This is a genomic window from Allobosea sp. P2_A10 (assembly GCF_056405115.1).
Genome location: NZ_JBFUCS010000017.1, coordinates 31450 through 49301, shown reverse-complemented (window position 1 = coordinate 49301; position 17852 = coordinate 31450). Strand labels below are relative to the sequence as shown.

The window sequence follows — 17852 nt, the reverse complement described above, 5'->3', positions numbered from 1 at the left end:
TTCGATCGAGTTTCACGCCGCCCTGCGCTGCAGGCTTTCCGGCAGGAAGCTTTTCGCGGTCAGGCCGATCAGCGTGCCCAGTTCCGCCCGGCCCGGGCAGGCCGGGATCGAATCGATCGCCTCCCGCACCAGTTCGTCGAGATGGGCGATGGCGGGGCCCAGCCCATGCTCCAGCGCATAGTTCGGGCGAAAGTGCGCGGCGTCCTGACCGCAGGGCTTGCCGAGTTCTTCCGGCGTCGAGGCGACATCGCGGATGTCGTCGGCGATCTGAAAGGCTTCGCCGAGCTTCTCGCCAAGCCAGCGCCAGTCCTGATGCGCGACGCCGGCCGCGGCCGCGCCGGCCATGGTCGCGCCGGCGAAAAGCGCGCCGGTTTTGGCCTGGTGATAGCGCGCGCAGTCGATCGCGGCCTCCGATTCCCAGGCCTGCCCGGCGACGATGCCGCCACGGCTGCCGACGGCGGCGCCGACGACGCGCACGAGAGCGCTGAGCCGCTGCGGCTGGCGCGCGCCAGCCTCGGCGAGCGTCTCGAAGGCGAGCACGATGAGGGCATCGCCCGCCAGCACGGCTAGCGGCTCGCCATAAGCCTTGTGAGCCGAGGGTTTGCCGCGCCGCAAATCGGCATCGTCGAAACAGGGCAGATCGTCATGGACGAGCGAGGCGCAGTGCAGGAATTCGATCGCGGCCGCCGCAGCACTGGCCATGGCCGGCTGGCTGTCGCCACAGGCCCTCGCCACCGCCAGCGCCAGGCGTGGCCGGATGCGCGCGCCGCCGGGAAACACCGAATAGCGCATGGCCTGCGCCAGCAGCGGCGGACAGCCTTGACGCTCCGAGATCGCGAGGCAGTCGTCCAGGGTCTGTTCGATGCGTGGGCCGGCGTCCATCGTCATCTCCTGCGGGATTGAGCGTCTGCGATAACGGGTCTTGCGATCTCGGAGGCTTGCGAGTGCGAACGTTCTTTCGCATTGTCACTCTTTGTGTAAACTAGATTGGACACATGAATTCGCGAAGTCAATCACTCATCGGGATCGCCTGACTCGTGGCAGCGGAGCGCATCGTGGTGATCGGCGCCGGCATCGGCGGGCTCGTGGCGGGCCTGCTGCTGGCGGCTCGCGGTCTCGACGTGACGCTGGTCGAGAAGGCCGATGCGCCCGGCGGCAAGATGCGCGAGGTCATGGTGGCCCATCGCCGGCTCGATGCGGGCCCGACCGTGCTGACGATGCGCTGGGTCTTCGACGCGATCTTCGACCGGGTCGGCGCGCGACTCGACGACCATGTCACGCTCGCCCCCCTTGCGACGCTGGCGCGCCATGCCTGGAGCGAGACGCAGCGGCTCGATCTGTTTGCCGACCGCAAGGCATCCGCTGATGCGGTCGCCGCTTTCGCAGGCCCGGCCGAGGGCCGCAACTACATCGCCTTCTGCGCGCAGGCCTGCGGCATCCATGACGCGCTGAAGGACAACTTCATGACCTGCGAGCGGCCAACCCCCCTCGGGCTGGTGCGGCAGGCGGGCTTCTCGGGTCTCGGCAAGCTCTGGGCGACGAGTCCCTTCGGCACGATGTGGGACGCGCTCGGAAAAGCGTTCCAGGATCAGCGCCTGCGCCAGCTCTTCGGGCGCTACGCGACCTATTGCGGCTCCTCGCCCTTCGCCGCGCCGGCCACGCTGATGCTCGTCGCCCATGTCGAGCAGCAGGGCGTCTGGCTGGTCGATGGCGGCATGCATCGCCTCGCGCTGGCGCTGGCGCGGTTGGCGCGGGACAAGGGCGCGACGCTGCGCTATGGCGAGCCGGTCGACGAGATTCTGGTGGCGGGCGGCCATGCCGTCGGCGTGCGCCTCGCCCATGGCGAGACCATCTTCGCCGACGCCGTCATCAGCAATGCCGACGTGAACGCCATCGCCACGGGCGGGCTCGGCCGTGACGCCGCGCCCTACGCGCCGCCGACGCGCCCGGGCGAGCGCTCGCTTTCGGCGCTGACATGGTCGGTCGTCGCCGAAACCTCCGGCTTTCCGCTGGAACGGCACAACGTCTTCTTCAGCCGCGACTATCGCGCCGAGTTCGATGCAATCTTTCGCCACGGCAAGCTCCCGGCCGAACCGACGATCTATGTCTGCGCGCAGGACCGGGATGATGCCAGCCATGCGCCCGATGGCCCGGAGCGGCTGCTGATCCTCGTCAACGCGCCGCCGACCGGCGACCATGGCCCCCTGCCGACCACGGAGAGCGAGCAATGTCTCAAAACGACCCTGTCGCGGCTGGCGTCGTGCGGTCTGCAGATCAGCCTCAGGGCGGACCATGTGACGACGACGCAGCCGGCCGATTGGGAGCGGCTCTTCCCGGCGACGGGCGGAGCACTCTATGGGCGGGCGACCCATGGCGCGATGGCGAGCTTTGCCAGACCGGGCTCGCGCGCGCGGCTGCCGGGGCTGTACTGGGCGGGGGGCAGCGTGCATCCGGGGCCGGGCGTGCCGATGGTGGCACTGTCGGGAATGCTGGCCGCGCAGGCCGTGCTGGCGGACCTCGCTTCGACGTCGCGGTCCCGCCCGGCGGCTATGCCTGGTGGTATGTCGATGCCTTGAGCGAGGACGGCAGTTTCGGGTTGAGCATCATCGCCTTCATCGGCAGCGTGTTCTCGCCCTACTACGCCATGGCGCGCAAGCGCGGAGCAGCCGACCCGATGAACCATTGCGCGCTGAACGTCGCGCTCTACGGGCCGGGCGCGCGGCGCTGGACGATGACCGAGCGCGGCCGCCGGCATGTCGCCATCTCACCAGAGCATTTCGCCATAGGCCCCAGCGCCCTGCACTGGGACGGCGATGCGCTGACCATCGCGATCGACGAGATCGGCATGCCCCTGCCGCTGCCGCGCCGCGTCCGGGGAACCGTGCGGGTGACGCCGCGCGCCGTGACCGACCATGTCGTCACGCTGAACGCGCAGGGAGATCATCGCTGGTGGCCGATCGCGCCGCTCTCGACCGTGGAGGTCGAGCTTTCCGAACCCAGGCTGAGCTGGCGCGGGCCGGGCTATCTCGACATGAACCAGGGCGACGCGCCGATCGCGGAAGGGTTTCGCGACTGGCACTGGTCGCGCGCTGCAACGCGGGACGGCGCGGCCGTGCTCTATGGCGGGAAAAGGCGCGACGGTTCGCGTTTCGATCTCGGCTGGCGCTTCGATGGTGCGGGCGTGGCCGCGACGATCGCGCCGCCGCCCGTTTCGGGCTTGCGTCGGAGCGGCTGGCGGATCGCGCGCGAGACACGCAGCGACGCCGGCCGGCCTGCCGCGCTCGTCGAGACGCTGGAAGATACGCCGTTCTACGCGCGCTCGCTGGTATCAACGCATCTCGACGGCGAACCGGTTTTGGCCATGCATGAGAGCCTGTCGCTCGACCGCTTCGCCAGCCCGGTGGTGCAGGCGATGCTGCCGTTCAGGATGCCGCGGAGGGGGTAGAACGACCTTCTTTTGCGGCCGCCTTCGCTGCATCCTTGACCTTCTCGCGCCTCAGATCCCAGAGCTGCCAGAACCCGAAGCCAAGCGCGACGCCAAGCGTCAGCGTGATCTCGGCGATGAACATCCAAGTCGACGGCATCGGTTTCTCCGGCAAGCTGTCACGGACCGCGGATCAGCCCGCGCTCGACACGGCCGAGTCGCTCGAACGTCTCGATCACCCCGGTGGCGCGGCCGGTCAGGTTCCACCACGGCACGCTCCGGCTACGCTCCGGCATCCGCAGCGGATGCGGCATCTCCGCCACGGCCGCGACGAGCCAGGCATTGGCCGGCAGCGGCGGCAGTATCAGCCTGGCCGCATCGGACGCACCGGCGACGAGCGCACGCGCCAGCAGCGCGAGCTTGCGGCGCTTGCTCACGACGGCGCGCCGCGACACGGAATCATGGCCAGCGCGGACAACCTCGTGGCCAATCTCGGCATAGATCAGCCGCGCCGCCCGGATGCCGGCGCGACAACCGACCGGAAGCTGCGCGATGCCGGCGTCGGCGCGGGCATAGAGCTGCGCGGCCTCGTCGAGCAGGCGCGCGACGATACCGGCCAGGGCCGGTGTGAAGTCCGGATTCGCCAGGAAAGCATCGGGGTCGATGCCGGCCTCGCGCAGCCAGGCGAGCGGCAGATAAAGCCTGCCCTTGCGTGCATCCTCGCCGACATCGCGGGCGATGTTGGTCAGCTGCATGGCGACGCCGAGATCGGCTGCCCGCGCCAACACCTGCGGATGCCTGCGCTCCATCACCGTGGTCATCATCACGCCGACGGAGCCGGCGACGCGGGCGGCGTAATCGCACAGATCCTCGAAGGTCTCATAGCGCCGGCCCTCGGCATCCCAGGCGAAGCCCTCGATCAGGGCGAGCGGCACGGCCTGCGGCAGCGCAAAGCGCCGCACGGTCACGGCAAAAGCGCGATCGGCTGCATGATCGAAGGGCCGACCGGCATAGGCGGCTGCAACGCGCCGCTCCAGAAGAGCTACGGTGGCGGGATCGCCCGGACCATCGTCGATCGCGTCGTCGGCGAGGCGACAGAAGGCATAGAGCGCGGTCGCCGGCCCACGCGTCTCGCGCGGCAGCAGCATCGAGGCGGCATGGAAGGATTTCGAGCCCGCCCGCAGCAGGCGGTTGCAGGCGGCCATGTCGGCAGCGGCGATGTCAGACGAGTTCGGTCGCATGGGGCACCACCGTGTCGAGGATCTTTGCCGAGGAGAGCACGCCGGGCAGGCCCGCTCCGGGATGAGTGCCTGCCCCGACGAGGTAAAGCCGCTCGACCTCCTCGCTGAGGTTGTGCGGACGAAACCAGGCGCTTTGCAGCAGGCGCGGCTCGAGCCCGAAGGCCGCGCCATGGACGGAGAGCAGGTCGTCGCGAAAATCGGGCGGCGTCATCAGCCGCGAGGTCACGATGCTGTCGCCCAGGTCCGGCAGCAGCGTCTCCTCCAGCCGCTGCTGGATGCGCCGGCGGAAAGGCTCGGCCGCCGCCGCCCAATCGGTCTGCCCCTGCAGGTTGGGCACGGGGACCAGCGCATAGAAGGCGTCGCAGCCTGCGGGCGCCAGCGTCGGGTCGGTCGCGGTCGGGCGATGCAGATAGAGGCTGAAATCGTCGGACAGCACCTTCTTTTCGAAGATGTCGTCGATCAGGCCGCGATAGCGCGGTCCAAACAGGATGCTGTGATGCGGCACGTCTGCGTAGCGGCGCTTCGTGCCGAAATACCAGACGACGACGCTCATCGAATAGCGGGCGCGGGCGAGCTTGCGATCGCTCCAGCGCTTGCGGTGCCGGGCCTCCAGCAATGAGCCATAGGTGTGGGCGGCGTCCGCGTTGGACACCACGATATCGGCGGTCAGGGTCTCGCCATTGTTGAGCCTAACGCCCGTGGCCGCACCGCCCTCGACCGTGATCTGCGACACCTCCGCGCCATGGCGGATCATGCAGCCTTGGCCCTCGATCAACCCGACCAGGCCTTGCACCAATGCACCCGTGCCGCCCCGGGCGAAGTGGACGCCGTATTTGCGTTCGAGATGGATCACCAGCGCATAGATCGCCGTGACCGCGAAAGGGTTCCCGCCGATGAAGAGCGGATGGAAGCTCAACGCCTTCCGCAGCCGCTCGTCGCGGACATGGCGTGCTGCAAGGCCATAGACGCTGCGGTCGGCCCGCAACCTTGCCATCGCCGGCAGGGCTTTGAGCATATCGGCCAGCGTGCTGAAGGGCGTGTCGGCAAGCTGTTCGAAGCCGACCTCGTGGATCGCCTCGGCGTCCTTGAGGAAAGCCTCGTAGCCTGCGAGATCGCCGGGCGCGAAGGCGGCGATCCGCGCCCGCATCGCCGCATCGTCGCCGCAGCAATCCAGCGTCGAACCATCGGCGAAGAACAGCCGGTAGAACGGGTCGAGCGCGGTCAGGGCGACATCGTCGCTCATGCGGCGGCCACACAGCGTCCAGAGTTCCTCGAACAGGAAGGGCGCGGTGACGATGGTCGGCCCGGCGTCGAAGGTGAAGCCGTCCTGCCGGAACACCCGCGCCCGGCCGCCGGGCTGGTCGAGACGCTCCAGCACCGTGACCCTGTAGCCGCGCGCGCCCAGCCTGATCGCGGCGGCGAGCCCGCCGAAGCCCGAGCCGATCACGATCGCATGCGGCCGGCCATCCGGCCGAGGCGTCGGCGCTCTGGAACCGAGGCCGGGAGGCTGCAACTCGGTCAGCATGACGCCACCAGTTCCGCAGCACACAGCGCCTCGGCCAGGATCAGCCTCGCGACCACGTCCGGCTTTTCCTCATGGGCGAGATGGCCCACGCCCTGCAGCGTCTCGATGCGGGCGTTCGGCAGGCGTCTGGCGACGTCGCGCGCATCGGCCGGCGACACCGCCTTGTCGCCGGCGCCGACGACCAGCAGCACCGGCAGATCGAGCTTGCCGAAGTTTTGCCCGAGCGCCTCCAGATCCCAGTTCGCCATCATCGCCAGCGTCGAGGCGATATGGACGCGGTTCGAGAACAGGCGCTGGTAGAGTTCGAGCCCGCGCCGGTCGAGATGCGAGCCGGTCCCTTCGAGCAGTTGCTCGACCGCCGTAGCGCTGCCCGCCCGCCAGGCGAAGAAGCGCGGCACGAAAGGGTTGAGCACGAGCAGCTTCGCCAGCGACGGAAACAGCTGCGAGGCGACTCCACGAAACGGCAGCAGCGCCCCATTCAGGCTGATCAGGTTTTTCGGCGCGATCGCCTTGGTCAGGACCATGCGCATCGCGATCGCCGCCCCGGCGGAATGGCCGACGACGAGCTTCGGCGACACATCGAGCGCCGCCAGCAAGGCGGCGAGCGCGCGAGCCATCGCCGGCAGCGAGAGCAGCTCGGCGTCGGGCGCCTCAGTGAAACCATGGCCGGGCAGATCGGGAGCGATCACGCTGAAACGCTCGCCCAGCGGGGGCATCAGGTCGCGCCAGGAATGGGTCGAGGCGCCGGTGCCGTGCAGCAGCAGCAGCGGCGGACCGTAGCCCATCATCTGGACATGCCAGGATAGGCCGCCCGCAGTGACGAAGCGGCTCGCCTCGCGATGGGGCCAATCGCGCCCGTCAGTGGTCCAGGAGAGGGCGGCGGTCATCGCGCCACCGCCAGCGCGGCCCCGACGACCCTGCTCACGCCAGCCGCATCGGCATGCGGCAGCGGCACGTAGCGCCCGCCCATGGCCGCCGCGATCTCGGCGGCCTGCGGCTGCGGTTGGGGCGAGGTGTCGATCAGCAGCGACATCAGCCCTTCGCCGCGCAGGGCGCGCGCGGCGGCCAGTGCATCGCTTTGCGCCTTGGCCCGGCCGGGCTGGCCGTCCCGGTCGATATTGGCGCGGCCGTCGGTCATGAACACGATCGCCGGGGTGCGGCCCTTGCGGCGCACGGCGTCGGCGAGCGCGGCGGCTGCGCCGATCGCGGTGGCGAGCGGCGTGCCGCCCCCGCCCGGCAGGCCGGCAAGAGCCCTTTCGGCCGCGACCAGCGAGCGCGTCGGTGGCAGGATGATCTCGGCTTGCGTCTTGCGGAACGCGATCAGCGCGACCTCGTCGCGGCGGACATAGCATTCCGCCAGCAGCAGCCGCACCGCGCCCTTGGCTTCGGCGAGGCGCTGCAGCGCCGAGGAGCCGGAGGCGTCAACGACGAAGAGCGTCGCGGTTTCGCTGCGCTGTTTGTAGCGGGCGACACGGAAATCGTCACGGCGGACGATGATGCCACGCCTGTCCGCCATGCCCGCTTCGGCCCGGCGCAAGACCTGCCAGGGCGCGGCCGCGCGCAGGGTTTCGACCACGTCGAGACGCTGCCCTCCGCGCAATTCGCCGGCCTTCGAGCCGACGATGCGCCCGCGCGTCGCCGCCTTCTGGAACTGGCCGGCCCGCCCCGACGCCCGGGCGCGGACCCGGCCGCCCTGCGCCAGCAACTGCGCCAGCAGCCCGGCGGGGATCGCGGCCTTGGCCGCTTCGAGCACGAGATCGTCGAGATCGGCCGGCTGTTGCCTGTCCTGGTCGTCCGCTTCAGGCGATGGCGTGTCGTCCTGGTGCTCCGGCGGCGGCGTGTCCTCGCCCTCGGCCAGCGCCGGTATCTGCGTTGCGCGCGGCGCGAGGACGAGCGCGGCCGCCAGCGCCGCATCCTCCTGTGTCACCGCATCCCGACCGGCCAAGGCAGCGATCATGCGCGCGACCTTGACGGCCTGGAGCGCGGCGCGGGCCGAGCCGATGCCGAGCGCAAGGCAGGCGGCGCAAAGCGCCTCGATCGCCTGGTCGTCGATGGTCGCGCTGGCCAGCCGGCCGCGCGCCGTCTCGATCTCGGCGGTCGTGAAGCCGGCCGGCTCGATCTCGCGATGCGACAAATCCGACAGGTCCAGCATAAGCGCCAGCCTGTCGGTCAGCGCAACCGGCGGCCGCTCTTCGGGCGCGATGCCCTCGTCGAAGGCGACAATTCCGAACCGGCCGGGCAGGGTCAGCGCCACGCCGTCTCGCTCGATACGGACCTCGCCCGCGTCCTGCACCATGGCGAGGCGCGCTGCGGTGGCGGGGCTCAGCCGCTCGGCCATCGCCACCAGCACGACGCCGCCATCGGCGTCCGCCAGAAGTCCGCGCTCGGCGACGGGCCTGCCGCTTGAAAGCGTCGCCGCGAGGTCGAGCCCGCCAAGCAGCCGCGCATCGCCGATGGTCGACGGCATGCGGCGAAGCGGCGTGTCGCCCAGCAATGTCGTCAGGCGCGCAAGCCAGGCATCCCGCACCGGGCCTGCCGGCGCGCGCAGTGTCAGGCCGCCGATTGCGGCGGCGTCGAGGGCGAGGATGGCGGCGGCGAGTTCGGCCAGCCGCCAGGGCGAAGGCGACGCGACCCCCAGTGCAGCGTCGCCGGCGCCCGTCATGGCCCGAAAATTTCGTCCAGCGCACGGTCGACGCGGACGGTCGAGCGGGCCTCGTCGAGCGGATTGCGGCGCAGGCGATGACGCAACGCCATCGGCGCGACCGCGCGGATATGGCTGTCGAGCACTTCGCGCTCGCCATCGAGAGCCGCAAGCGCGCGGGCGGCGCGGATCAGCGTGAGTTCGCCGCGCAGGCCATCGGTGCCCAGATGCAGGCAAAGCTCGGCGGCGCGCATCAGCGCCGCATCCGACGTTATGATCGTCGCGAGCCGCTTGCGCCCGGCCGTCAGCTTGCGGCCGATCGCGTCGTCCTTGCCCTGCCATTGCGCGATGAAGGCGTCGGGATCGCGGTCGAAGGCATCTCGCCGCTTCACCACCTCGATCCGCGTCGGCAGGTCGGTCGGCGTCGTCACCTCGACGGAGAGGCCGAAACGATCGAGCAATTGCGGCCGCAGTTCGCCCTCTTCCGGATTGCCGCTGCCGACCAGCACGAAGCGCGCGGGATGGCGGATGCTCAGGCCCTCGCGCTCGACGACGTTCTCGCCGGACGCTGCGACGTCGAGCAGGACATCGACGAGATGGTCCTCGAGCAGGTTGGCCTCGTCGATATAGAGGAAGCCGCGATTGGCGCGGGCCAGCAGGCCGGGCTGGAAGGCCTTCTCGCCGCTCGCCAAAGCCTTTTCGAGATCGAGCGCGCCGACGACGCGATCCTCGGTCGCCCCCAGCGGCAGATCGACGACCGGGACCGGAACGAGATGCGTCTTCTGGTTTTTGGCACCGGCATCCGGCGCGCGGTTGTAGGGATCGCCGACGACGGCGCGCATCGGCGGGAGCAGTGCGGCAAGCGCCCGGATCGCGGTCGATTTGCCGGTGCCGCGATCGCCGAAGATCAGGACGCCGCCAATGGTGGGGTCGATCGCCGCCAGCAGCAGCGCCCGCTTCATCTCGTCCTGCGCGACGATCGCCGAGAACGGGAAGGGGGCGGGCCTGCGGGGCGTCGCGGTCTCTGCGTGCTGCTTTGGGGTGGTTTTTGTTTTTCCGATCGCAGCGCTGCCGTTCCGCCTTGGGCCAGACGAAGACCCGGACGCCATGGCCGACCTTCCCGACTTGAAGATGGAATCCCGGTCGCTGCCGCGTGACAGCTCCGGGATGATGCTGGTGGGTTCGACGAGGCCGTCCATGCGTATCTCCCCGGCGCTCAGGACGCCACCGCTTCGGCGAGCCGCTGCGGCAGGCGGAAGACGACCTCCTCGTCGGCGCCGTCGAGCTCGCGGACGTTGACGGCCCGAAATCCGCGCAAACGGTCGATCGAATCCTGGATCAGGCGTTCGGGCGCGGAGGCGCCCGCGGTGAAGCCGACGGTGTCGACCTCGTCGAACCAGGCGGGATCGATCGCGTCGGGCCCTTCGATCAGATGGCTTTCGACGCCTGCGATTTCGCCGACCTCGCGCAGCCGGCTCGAATTGGATGAGGAGCGCGAACCGACCACGAGGATCAGATCGCAGAACGGGGCCATCGCCTGCACAGCCGCCTGCCGGTTCTGGGTCGCATAGCAGATGTTGCGGGTGTCGGGGCCGACGACCTCGGGAAAACGCGCTTTCAACGCCGTGATGACATCGCGGGTGTCCTGCACGGACAGCGTCGTCTGGGTGATGTAGGCGATTCGGGACTGGTCCTGCACGACGAGACCCGCGACCTCGGCGGCCGTCGCAATGACGTGGAGCCGGCCATCGACCTGCCCTCGCGTACCCTCGACCTCGGCATGGCCGTCATGGCCGATCAGCACGACATCATAGCCCATCTGCGCATAGCGCCGGCCCTGATTGTGGACCTTGTGGACCAGAGGGCAGGTCGCATCGATGACGTCGAGCCCGCGCGCTGCGGCTGCAGCCTCGACGCCGCGCGAGACGCCATGCGCGGAGAAGATCGTGGTCGAGCCCTCGGGGATCTGGTCGACCTCGCCGACGAAGACGGCTCCTTGAGCCCGCAGCCCCTCGACGACATGGGTGTTGTGGACGATCTCGTGGCGGACATAGACCGGCGCGCCGGCCTGGGCGACCGCGCGCTCGACGATCTCGACGGCGCGGACCACTCCGGCGCAGAAGCCGCGCGGCTTCGCCAGAAGCACCGTCAGCGGGCGCCTGTGAGCGGCAGCCGTGCTCATGTCGAGGCCTCGTGCAGCGGCGCGGGCACCAGCCTGAGCGCGGCCGCGCCAAGCGTCGCGTTGCGCAGGGCGATCTGGCTCGGCCGGCACAGGCTCATCGCCGTCGCCACGATCGAATCCGCGTCGAGCCCGGCCTCCGCATACATGCGCGGTTGCGTGTCGTGGTCCTGGAAACGGTCGGGCAGCGCCAGCGTCTTGATCTTCAGCCCCGCCTCGAACAGCCCGTCATCGGCAAGCGCATGCAGCACGAAGGAGCCGAAGCCGCCGACAGAGCCCTCCTCGACGGTGATCAGGGCCTCGTGGTTGCGGGCCAGCCGCCGGATCAAGGCGCGATCCAGCGGTTTTGCGAAGCGCGCATCGGCAACGGTGGTGGAGAGGCCGAGCGTATCGAGCGCTTCGGCCGCCTTCAGGCATTCGGCGAGCCGCGTGCCGTAGGAGAGGATTGCGATGCGGGTGCCTTCCCGAAGAATGCGGCCGCGCCCGATCTCGAGCGGCATGCCCATCTCGGGCATGGCGACACCGACGCCGTCCCCGCGCGGATAACGCAAGGCGATCGGGCCCTCGTCATGGGCGCGGGCGGTCGCGACCATATGGACCAGTTCGGCCTCGTCGCCCGCCGCCATCAGCACGAAGCCGGGCAGGCAGCCGAGATAGGCGGTGTCGAAGGCGCCTGCATGGGTCGGCCCGTCCGCTCCGACCAGTCCGGCCCGGTCGATGGCGAAGCGCACGGGCAGCTTCTGCAGCGCGACATCGTGCACGATCTGGTCGTAGGCGCGTTGCAGGAAGGTCGAGTAGATCGCGCAGAACGGCTTGAAGCCCTGGCAGGCGAGGCCGGCCGCGAAGGTCACGCCATGCTGCTCGGCGATGCCGACATCGAAAAAGCGCGACGGATGCGCCCTGGCGAAGAGGTCGAGCCCGGTGCCAGACGGCATCGCGGCGGTGATCGCGACGATGCTGTCGTCGCGGGCGGCTTCCTTCACCAGCGCCTGCGCGAAGACCTTGGTGTAGGACGGAGCGCTCGAGGCCGCCTTCTCCTGCGCGCCGGTCGCGACGTTGAACTTGACGACGGCGTGATATTTGTCGGCCGTCGCCTCGGCCGGGGCATAGCCCTTGCCCTTCTGCGTTACGACATGGACGAGGATCGGCCCGTTGCCGGCGTCGCGGACATTGCGCAGCACCGGCAGCAGATGGTCGAGATTATGGCCGTCGACTGGACCGACATAGTAGAAGCCGAGCTGGTCGAACAGCGTACCTCCGGTGAGATAGCCGCGCGCATGCTCGACGGCCCGCGTGATCGTCGAATCGAGCTTCTTGCCGAGCTTCTTCGTGATCTGCCGGCCATGGTCGCGCAGCGACAGATAGGCCTTGCCCGAGAGCAGCTTGGCGAGATGCGCCGACAGCGCCCCGACGGGCGGCGCGATCGACATGTCGTTGTCGTTCAGGATCACGATCAGGCGCTTGCCGAGCGCGCCGGCATTGTTCATGGCCTCATAGGCCATGCCCGCCGACATCGCGCCATCGCCGATCACCGCCACGACATGGCCGCTCTCGTTCTTGAGATCGCGCGCGACGGCAAAGCCCAGCGCCGAGGAGATCGAGGTCGAGGTATGCGCGGCGCCGAACGGGTCGTATTCGCTCTCCTCGCGCTTGGTGAAACCCGAAAGGCCGCCGCCCTGCCGCAGCGTGCGGATGCGGTCGCGCCGGCCGGTCAGGATCTTGTGCGGATAGGCCTGGTGGCCGACATCCCAGATCAGCGTGTCGCGCGGCGTATCGAAGAGATGATGCAGCGCGACCGTGAGTTCGACCACGCCGAGCCCTGCGCCGAGATGCCCGCCAGTGACGGAGACGGCGTCGATCGTCTCGGCGCGGAGCTCGTCGGCAAGCTGTTTCAACTGCGGCAGCGACAGATCGCGCAACCGGGCGGGGCTCGTCACGGTGTCTAGGATCGGGGTCTCGGGCATTCCACTCCCCATCGCATGGCCGATGTGTCAATTTTGATTAACACATTGCTGTCAAGCTGACGATACACTACGAAGGAGTTGCGCGACATGCAATCGCTTTGGTTGGCCCTGTCCCGATCCGGAAGGCGCCGACAGCGGAGATGTCGCAAGGCCGTAATGCCGGCTGAGGGGAACGTGACGTCCGGGCGGTCAAGCAGACCTTGTCCCATCCGGGCGAAGCTCTACTTGATCTGGAACAAATCCAAGGAGGTTCTCACCATGAGACAGCTTGCCTACGCAGTCGCAGCCGGCTTCCTCGCCTTCGCCCCCGTGGCGCTCGCCCCCATCACCGCACAGGCGCAGGATGCGGCCGCCGGGGAGAAGGTATTCCTGCAATGCCGGACCTGCCACCAGATCGGCGAGACCGCCAGGAACGGTGTCGGACCTGTGCTGAACGGCCTGTTCGACAACCGCAAGGCCGGGACGCATGAGGGCTATAACTATTCGGCGGCCTACAAGGGCCTCGACAAGATCTGGAACGAGGACAATTTCCGCGTCTACATCAAGGATCCGCGCGGCGTCACGCCGGGAACCAAGATGACCTTTCCCGGTCTCAAAGACGATACGCAGATCACCAACGTGATCGCTTATCTCAAGCAGTTCGGCCCGGACGGGAAAAAGAAGTAAATCGTCGGCGTGCTCCCCGATTTTGGGGCAGTGCGAGCAGGAATGTTTCGGGATTGAGGCTCATGCCGGCACCGGCGTCGGAGAACCGCTTGATCGACGGCGATGCCGCCATCGTGACGGCGCGCCTCGACACCGCCGGCATGGCGCTGCAGGAGCAGACCGTGGGCCTTCACCCTGCGGTAGGACCGCTTGTGATTGGGCGCTGACCGGCCTTCCGCCCGCGCCACACGCCGTAGCAACGTCCAGACGCGGCGATAGGCATTGCTCGGCATGTGGGCGACGTATTCATCGAGCGCAGCCTACTCGCGGTTGATTTGACTTGCGCGAGCGCCATTTCCCCGGTGACGATTTGGTCGCGACGTCGCAGTTGGTGCAAGCTTGGATCAGAAGAAGACTGAACGGCCCAAATTGTAGGGGGCTTCATGACATCGAACGGCCATAGCGAGCCCGGCGGGCTGATTCCGCACCCTGAGCGCGGCGCGATCCTGGGCGAGGTCCATGCCAGGCCCTTCGCCCCGATCGAGACACCGCACAGAGTTCTGCATTTCGCGTTTCTGACTGACCCTGGCCAAGCGGCGGCCGACCGCGACGCACTCTCCCGCTTCTGCGCCGAACGCGGATTGCCCGCGCCCGACGAGGGCGCCAAGCACCATCGCACGCGCCTTGGCGAGACCAGTTTGCGGTGGGAGCAGCACAGCGAATTCACCACATATAGCTGGGGCTTGCCGTCCCTGCAGCCGACGCCCTTCCTGCCCGTGGCGGGCGCGCTCCCGCACGGCATGCACGCCCTGCCGCAACCCGGCCCCCACCTCGTCTCGGTCGATCTGCATCTGCTGACGGACGGACCCGGCTCGGTCCAGGATTTGCTCTTCGACGCGTCGAGCCTGGCCGCCTCTCTCGTCGACAATGGCGCGGCCGTCGTGGCGACCGATTTCCGCGCCGGTGCCGACGGTTTCGTGCGCATTCTCGTCAGCGACCGCTCTTTGACACCGCCACGGGCGGGTGCTCTCGTCCAGCGCCTGCTCGAGGTCGAGACCTACCGCACGCTGGCCCTGCTCGGACTGCCGGAATCGCAGCGCATCGCGCCATCGGTCCGGCGCACGGAGGAAACGCTTGTGCGCATCGCGGGCGCGATGACGCAGACAGGCGGGCTGGCGGCCGACAATGCCCTGCTCGACGAGATGACGGCGCTGGCCGCCAGGCTCGAATCGGAGGCTGCGTCATCCAATTATCGCTTCGGCGCAAGCCGGGCCTATGACACCATCGTCCAGCAGCGACTGCTCGCCATCGGCGAGACGCCTTTCGCCGGCTGGCCGACGATCATGGCCTTTTTGGCGCGGCGAATGGCGCCAGCCATGCGCACCTGCCAGATGCTCCAGGAACGGCAGGCGGACCTCTCGACCAAGCTCGCCCGTGCCGCCAATCTGCTGCGCACCCGGGTCGATGTCGCTCTCGAACAGCAGAATCGCGACCTGCTGGCCGCCATGAACGAGCGCACACGTCTGCAATTGCGCCTGCAGCAGACCGTCGAAGGGCTCTCGATCGCGGCAATCGCCTATTACGTCGTCAGCCTGTTCGGCTATCTGGCCAAGGGCGCCAAGGATGCAGGCGTGCTGCCGCTGGACCCAGGCGTCGCGACCGCGATGTTTGTGCCAATTGCGCTTCTGAGCGTCTGGGCAGCTGTCAGGCGCATCCGCGGGAGACATGGCGAAGGGCAAAGTTAGAGCCCCCCAGCCCCACGCGTGACGACCGGGAAGCTCTCTCCGGCCAAAACGCCGCATCGCCGCAACAGGCCGAGCGCCGACTCGCGCGGGGACGACAGCACCCAGGTCACGATGCACCCCTCCTCGATACGACCCGACTTGCACGCAGATGTGGTAGCCGTCCACGAAACCGGCAGCAGGCCAATTTTCAAAGCGCGACCAAACCCTCGCCAACGCGAAGCGTCCTAAAAAGCCAACCATTTCAAAGGATTGAATGGCGCGCCCGACACGATTCGAACGTGTGACCTCTGCCTTCGGAGGGCAGCGCTCTATCCAGCTGAGCTACGGGCGCAATCCGTGAGGGGTGGATAGCCGATTGCCGGGCGGTCGGCAACGACGGATTTGCGCAAGAGCAAGCGCACGAGACGGCAGGGATCAACCGTTCGAACCGTGCCGGACGTGCCCCGGATGTGGCTCTTGTCGCCAGATCGGCCGTTGGGTCCGCGCCGCATGGCCATGAACAGCTTCTGGGACGATTCGCAGCTGCGCTTATTTGATCATTACGGAGGGCAGCCAGGTAACGAGTCCGGGAAACAGGCAGCAGATGACGACGGCGATAAACATCAGCACGACAAAAGGCATCGTGCCCCAGATGATGTCGGAGAGCGGGATATCCGGCGCAATGTTCTTGATGACGAAGATGTTGAGCCCCACCGGCGGGTGGATCAAACCCATCTCCATGACGATGGTCATGACGACGCCAAACCAGATCAGGTCGAACCCGGCGGCCTTGAGGGGCGGCAGCACGATGGGCGCGGTCATCAGAATGATCGAGACCGGGGGCAGGAAGAAGCCGAGCACGATCACGAAGAGCAGGATCGCCGCCAGCAGGACCCATTTCGACAGGGACAGAGCTATCACCCAGGCAGCCATCGCCTGACTGATGTGAAGATAGCTCATGACGTACGCGTAGAGCAGCGACATGCCGATGATCATCAGCAGCATCGTCGATTCGCGCAGCGTTCCAGTGACGATCGGCATCAGCTTCGAGGGCCGCCAGATGCCATACATCGCACCGATGACGATAAGCGCCAGCACGGCGCCGACGCCAGCCGTCTCCGAGGGCGTGGCCCAGCCCGCATAGAGCACGACCATGACGCCCGCCAGGATCGAGACGAAAGGCGCGACCCAGGCGATCATCCTCAGCTTCTGGCCGAGCGTGTAATGCTCCTCCGCCAGCAACGCCGAGCGGACGCCGGTCTGCGCCTCGATTGTCTGCGCCGCCGCGAATTCCTTTCGGTAGCGCAGCACCGAATAGAGCGCGAACAGCGTGATCAGCAGCAGGCCGGGCCCGATGCCGGCAAGGAACAGCTTGCCGAGCGAGACCTCGGCGGCAACGGCATAGAGCAGCATCGTCACCGACGGCGGCAGCAGGATGCCAAGCGTGCCGCCTGCCGCGATGATGCCGGCGGCAAAGCCCCCCGAATAGCCGCGTTGCCTCATCTCGGGAATGCCCGCCGAGCCGATGGCGGAGCAGGTCGCCGGCGATGAGCCGGCCATGGCGGCGAAGAGACCGCAGGCGATGGTGTTGGCGACGCCGAGCCCGCCGGGAATCCTGTGCAGCCAGGCATGCAGGGCCGAATAGAGGTCCTTGCCGGCGTTCGAGCGGCCGATGGCCGCGCCTTTCAGGATGAAGAGCGGGATCGCCAGAATGATGACGTTGGCTAGTTCCTCGTAGAAATTCTGCGCGATGGTGTCGACGGACGCCGCCGGCATGAACAGCAGCATGAAGATCAGCGCGACGACGCCGAGCGCGAAAGCGATCGGCATGCCCGAAAACATCACGACGAGCGTCGCGACGAAATAGGCGATGCCGACCTGTGCCTGCGAAAGGCCCGTGACGAGCGGCCTGACCGGCCTGTCCCACATCAAAAGCGCCGTGACCGCCGCAATGACCACGACCAGGGTGACGAGAGAGCGTTGACCGACCTGCAGCGCCACCTGCACGGCCAGCAGCGCCATGCCGAAGGTCAGCAGCGAATAGGGAATCCAGAGCGGCGGACCCCAGGCAGAATGAGACGTCTGGCCTTCATGCACTGCTTCCTGCAGCAGCCCGCCAGCCTTCCAGGCGAAAAACAGACAGAAAGCCAGCACCACGGCGTCGACGACCGTCCGCCGCGCGGCATTGGCTGCCGGCGACAGCATATGGTCGAGAAAATCGATGCCGATATGCCCACGCCGTTGCTGCACGGCCCCCGCGGACAGGAACATGGCCCCTGCGATCAGGAAGATCGTGACCTCGTCCTGCCACTCGACGCCCCGGCCATAGAGGTGCCCGGCGACGACGCCGAATGTCAGGACCAGCGCTGCAGCCAGCAGCGCAAGGGCCGAGAGCTTGAACAGCGCCTCGTTGACCGCGCCGACGGCCGCAGCGACGCTGCTGGTCGTCGGTGTCGAAATCCTGTTGTCGCTGGCGAGGATGGCGTCGTGCTGCAGGCCACCCGCCATG

At 68.1% G+C, this 17852-nt stretch carries 14 protein-coding genes, 1 tRNA gene and 1 pseudogene; 4 read left to right on the top strand and 12 right to left on the bottom strand.

Annotated features, from left to right (window positions below; translation table 11 throughout):
* Positions 1 to 12 precede the first annotated feature (12 nt).
* On the bottom strand, positions 13 to 882 hold the full coding sequence (locus AC1DZY_RS21030) for a polyprenyl synthetase family protein (RefSeq protein ID WP_476822101.1): 870 nt from the start codon (positions 880 to 882) through the stop codon (positions 13 to 15).
* A gap of 155 nt (positions 883 to 1037) precedes the next feature.
* Here AC1DZY_RS21030 and crtD point away from each other — a divergent pair, with 155 nt between their 5' ends.
* Positions 1038 to 2576 (top strand): 1-hydroxycarotenoid 3,4-desaturase CrtD, encoded by a 1539-nt coding sequence (crtD, locus tag AC1DZY_RS21025; RefSeq protein WP_476822100.1) that lies wholly within the window; start codon positions 1038 to 1040, stop codon positions 2574 to 2576.
* 20 nt (positions 2577 to 2596) lie between these two features.
* Positions 2597 to 3445 (top strand): carotenoid 1,2-hydratase, encoded by an 849-nt coding sequence (locus AC1DZY_RS21020; RefSeq protein WP_476822099.1) that lies wholly within the window; start codon positions 2597 to 2599, stop codon positions 3443 to 3445.
* Here the strand turns inward: AC1DZY_RS21020 and AC1DZY_RS21015 are convergent.
* The 8 genes from AC1DZY_RS21015 to dxs form a co-directional block, all read right to left on the bottom strand.
* The gene (locus AC1DZY_RS21015) at positions 3423 to 3569 is read right to left on the bottom strand and encodes a hypothetical protein (RefSeq protein WP_476822098.1); all 147 of its coding nucleotides are present in this window, start codon (positions 3567 to 3569) and stop codon (positions 3423 to 3425) included. The genes AC1DZY_RS21020 and AC1DZY_RS21015 overlap by 23 nt on opposite strands.
* A 34-nt stretch (positions 3570 to 3603) precedes the next feature.
* Complete coding sequence (locus tag AC1DZY_RS21010; RefSeq protein WP_476822097.1) at positions 3604 to 4665, bottom strand: phytoene/squalene synthase family protein; 1062 nt, start codon at positions 4663 to 4665, stop codon at positions 3604 to 3606.
* On the bottom strand, positions 4646 to 6190 hold the full coding sequence (locus tag AC1DZY_RS21005; RefSeq protein ID WP_476822096.1) for a phytoene desaturase: 1545 nt from the start codon (positions 6188 to 6190) through the stop codon (positions 4646 to 4648). The genes AC1DZY_RS21010 and AC1DZY_RS21005 overlap by 20 nt, the downstream gene beginning before the upstream one ends.
* Positions 6184 to 7077 (bottom strand): alpha/beta fold hydrolase BchO, encoded by an 894-nt coding sequence (gene bchO, locus AC1DZY_RS21000; protein ID WP_476822095.1) that lies wholly within the window; start codon positions 7075 to 7077, stop codon positions 6184 to 6186. The genes AC1DZY_RS21005 and bchO overlap by 7 nt, the downstream gene beginning before the upstream one ends.
* Positions 7074 to 8852 (bottom strand): magnesium chelatase subunit D, encoded by a 1779-nt coding sequence (locus tag AC1DZY_RS20995; RefSeq protein ID WP_476822094.1) that lies wholly within the window; start codon positions 8850 to 8852, stop codon positions 7074 to 7076. Before AC1DZY_RS20995 ends, bchO begins: the two co-directional genes overlap by 4 nt.
* The gene (gene bchI, locus AC1DZY_RS20990; RefSeq protein WP_476822167.1) at positions 8849 to 9793 is read right to left on the bottom strand and encodes a magnesium chelatase ATPase subunit I; all 945 of its coding nucleotides are present in this window, start codon (positions 9791 to 9793) and stop codon (positions 8849 to 8851) included. The genes AC1DZY_RS20995 and bchI overlap by 4 nt, the downstream gene beginning before the upstream one ends.
* Before the next feature lie 254 nt (positions 9794 to 10047).
* The gene (gene ispH, locus AC1DZY_RS20985) at positions 10048 to 11013 is read right to left on the bottom strand and encodes a 4-hydroxy-3-methylbut-2-enyl diphosphate reductase (protein WP_476822093.1); all 966 of its coding nucleotides are present in this window, start codon (positions 11011 to 11013) and stop codon (positions 10048 to 10050) included.
* Complete coding sequence (dxs, locus tag AC1DZY_RS20980) at positions 11010 to 12974, bottom strand: 1-deoxy-D-xylulose-5-phosphate synthase (protein ID WP_476822092.1); 1965 nt, start codon at positions 12972 to 12974, stop codon at positions 11010 to 11012. Before dxs ends, ispH begins: the two co-directional genes overlap by 4 nt.
* 258 nt (positions 12975 to 13232) lie before the next feature.
* On the opposite strand from dxs, the gene AC1DZY_RS20975 reads away from it, so the two are divergent.
* Both AC1DZY_RS20975 and AC1DZY_RS20970 read left to right on the top strand, forming a co-directional pair.
* Positions 13233 to 13640: a c-type cytochrome gene (locus AC1DZY_RS20975; RefSeq protein ID WP_476822091.1), complete on the top strand. Its 408-nt coding sequence runs from the start codon at positions 13233 to 13235 to the stop codon at positions 13638 to 13640.
* A gap of 422 nt (positions 13641 to 14062) precedes the next feature.
* The gene (locus tag AC1DZY_RS20970) at positions 14063 to 15364 is read left to right on the top strand and encodes a DUF3422 family protein (RefSeq protein WP_476822090.1); all 1302 of its coding nucleotides are present in this window, start codon (positions 14063 to 14065) and stop codon (positions 15362 to 15364) included.
* 254 nt (positions 15365 to 15618) lie between these two features.
* On the opposite strand, the gene AC1DZY_RS20965 is transcribed toward AC1DZY_RS20970, so the two are convergent.
* The 3 genes and pseudogenes from AC1DZY_RS20965 to AC1DZY_RS20955 all read right to left on the bottom strand — a co-directional run.
* Positions 15619 to 15695: transfer RNA gene (locus AC1DZY_RS20965), tRNA-Arg, on the bottom strand.
* Between the two features lie 197 nt (positions 15696 to 15892).
* Positions 15893 to 17185 (bottom strand): TRAP transporter large permease, encoded by a 1293-nt coding sequence (locus AC1DZY_RS20960; protein ID WP_476822166.1) that lies wholly within the window; start codon positions 17183 to 17185, stop codon positions 15893 to 15895.
* 153 nt (positions 17186 to 17338) lie between these two features.
* A pseudogene (locus AC1DZY_RS20955) lies at positions 17339 to 17851 on the bottom strand (TRAP transporter small permease); the annotation flags it as partial.
* Between the last annotated feature and the right edge of the window lies 1 nt (position 17852).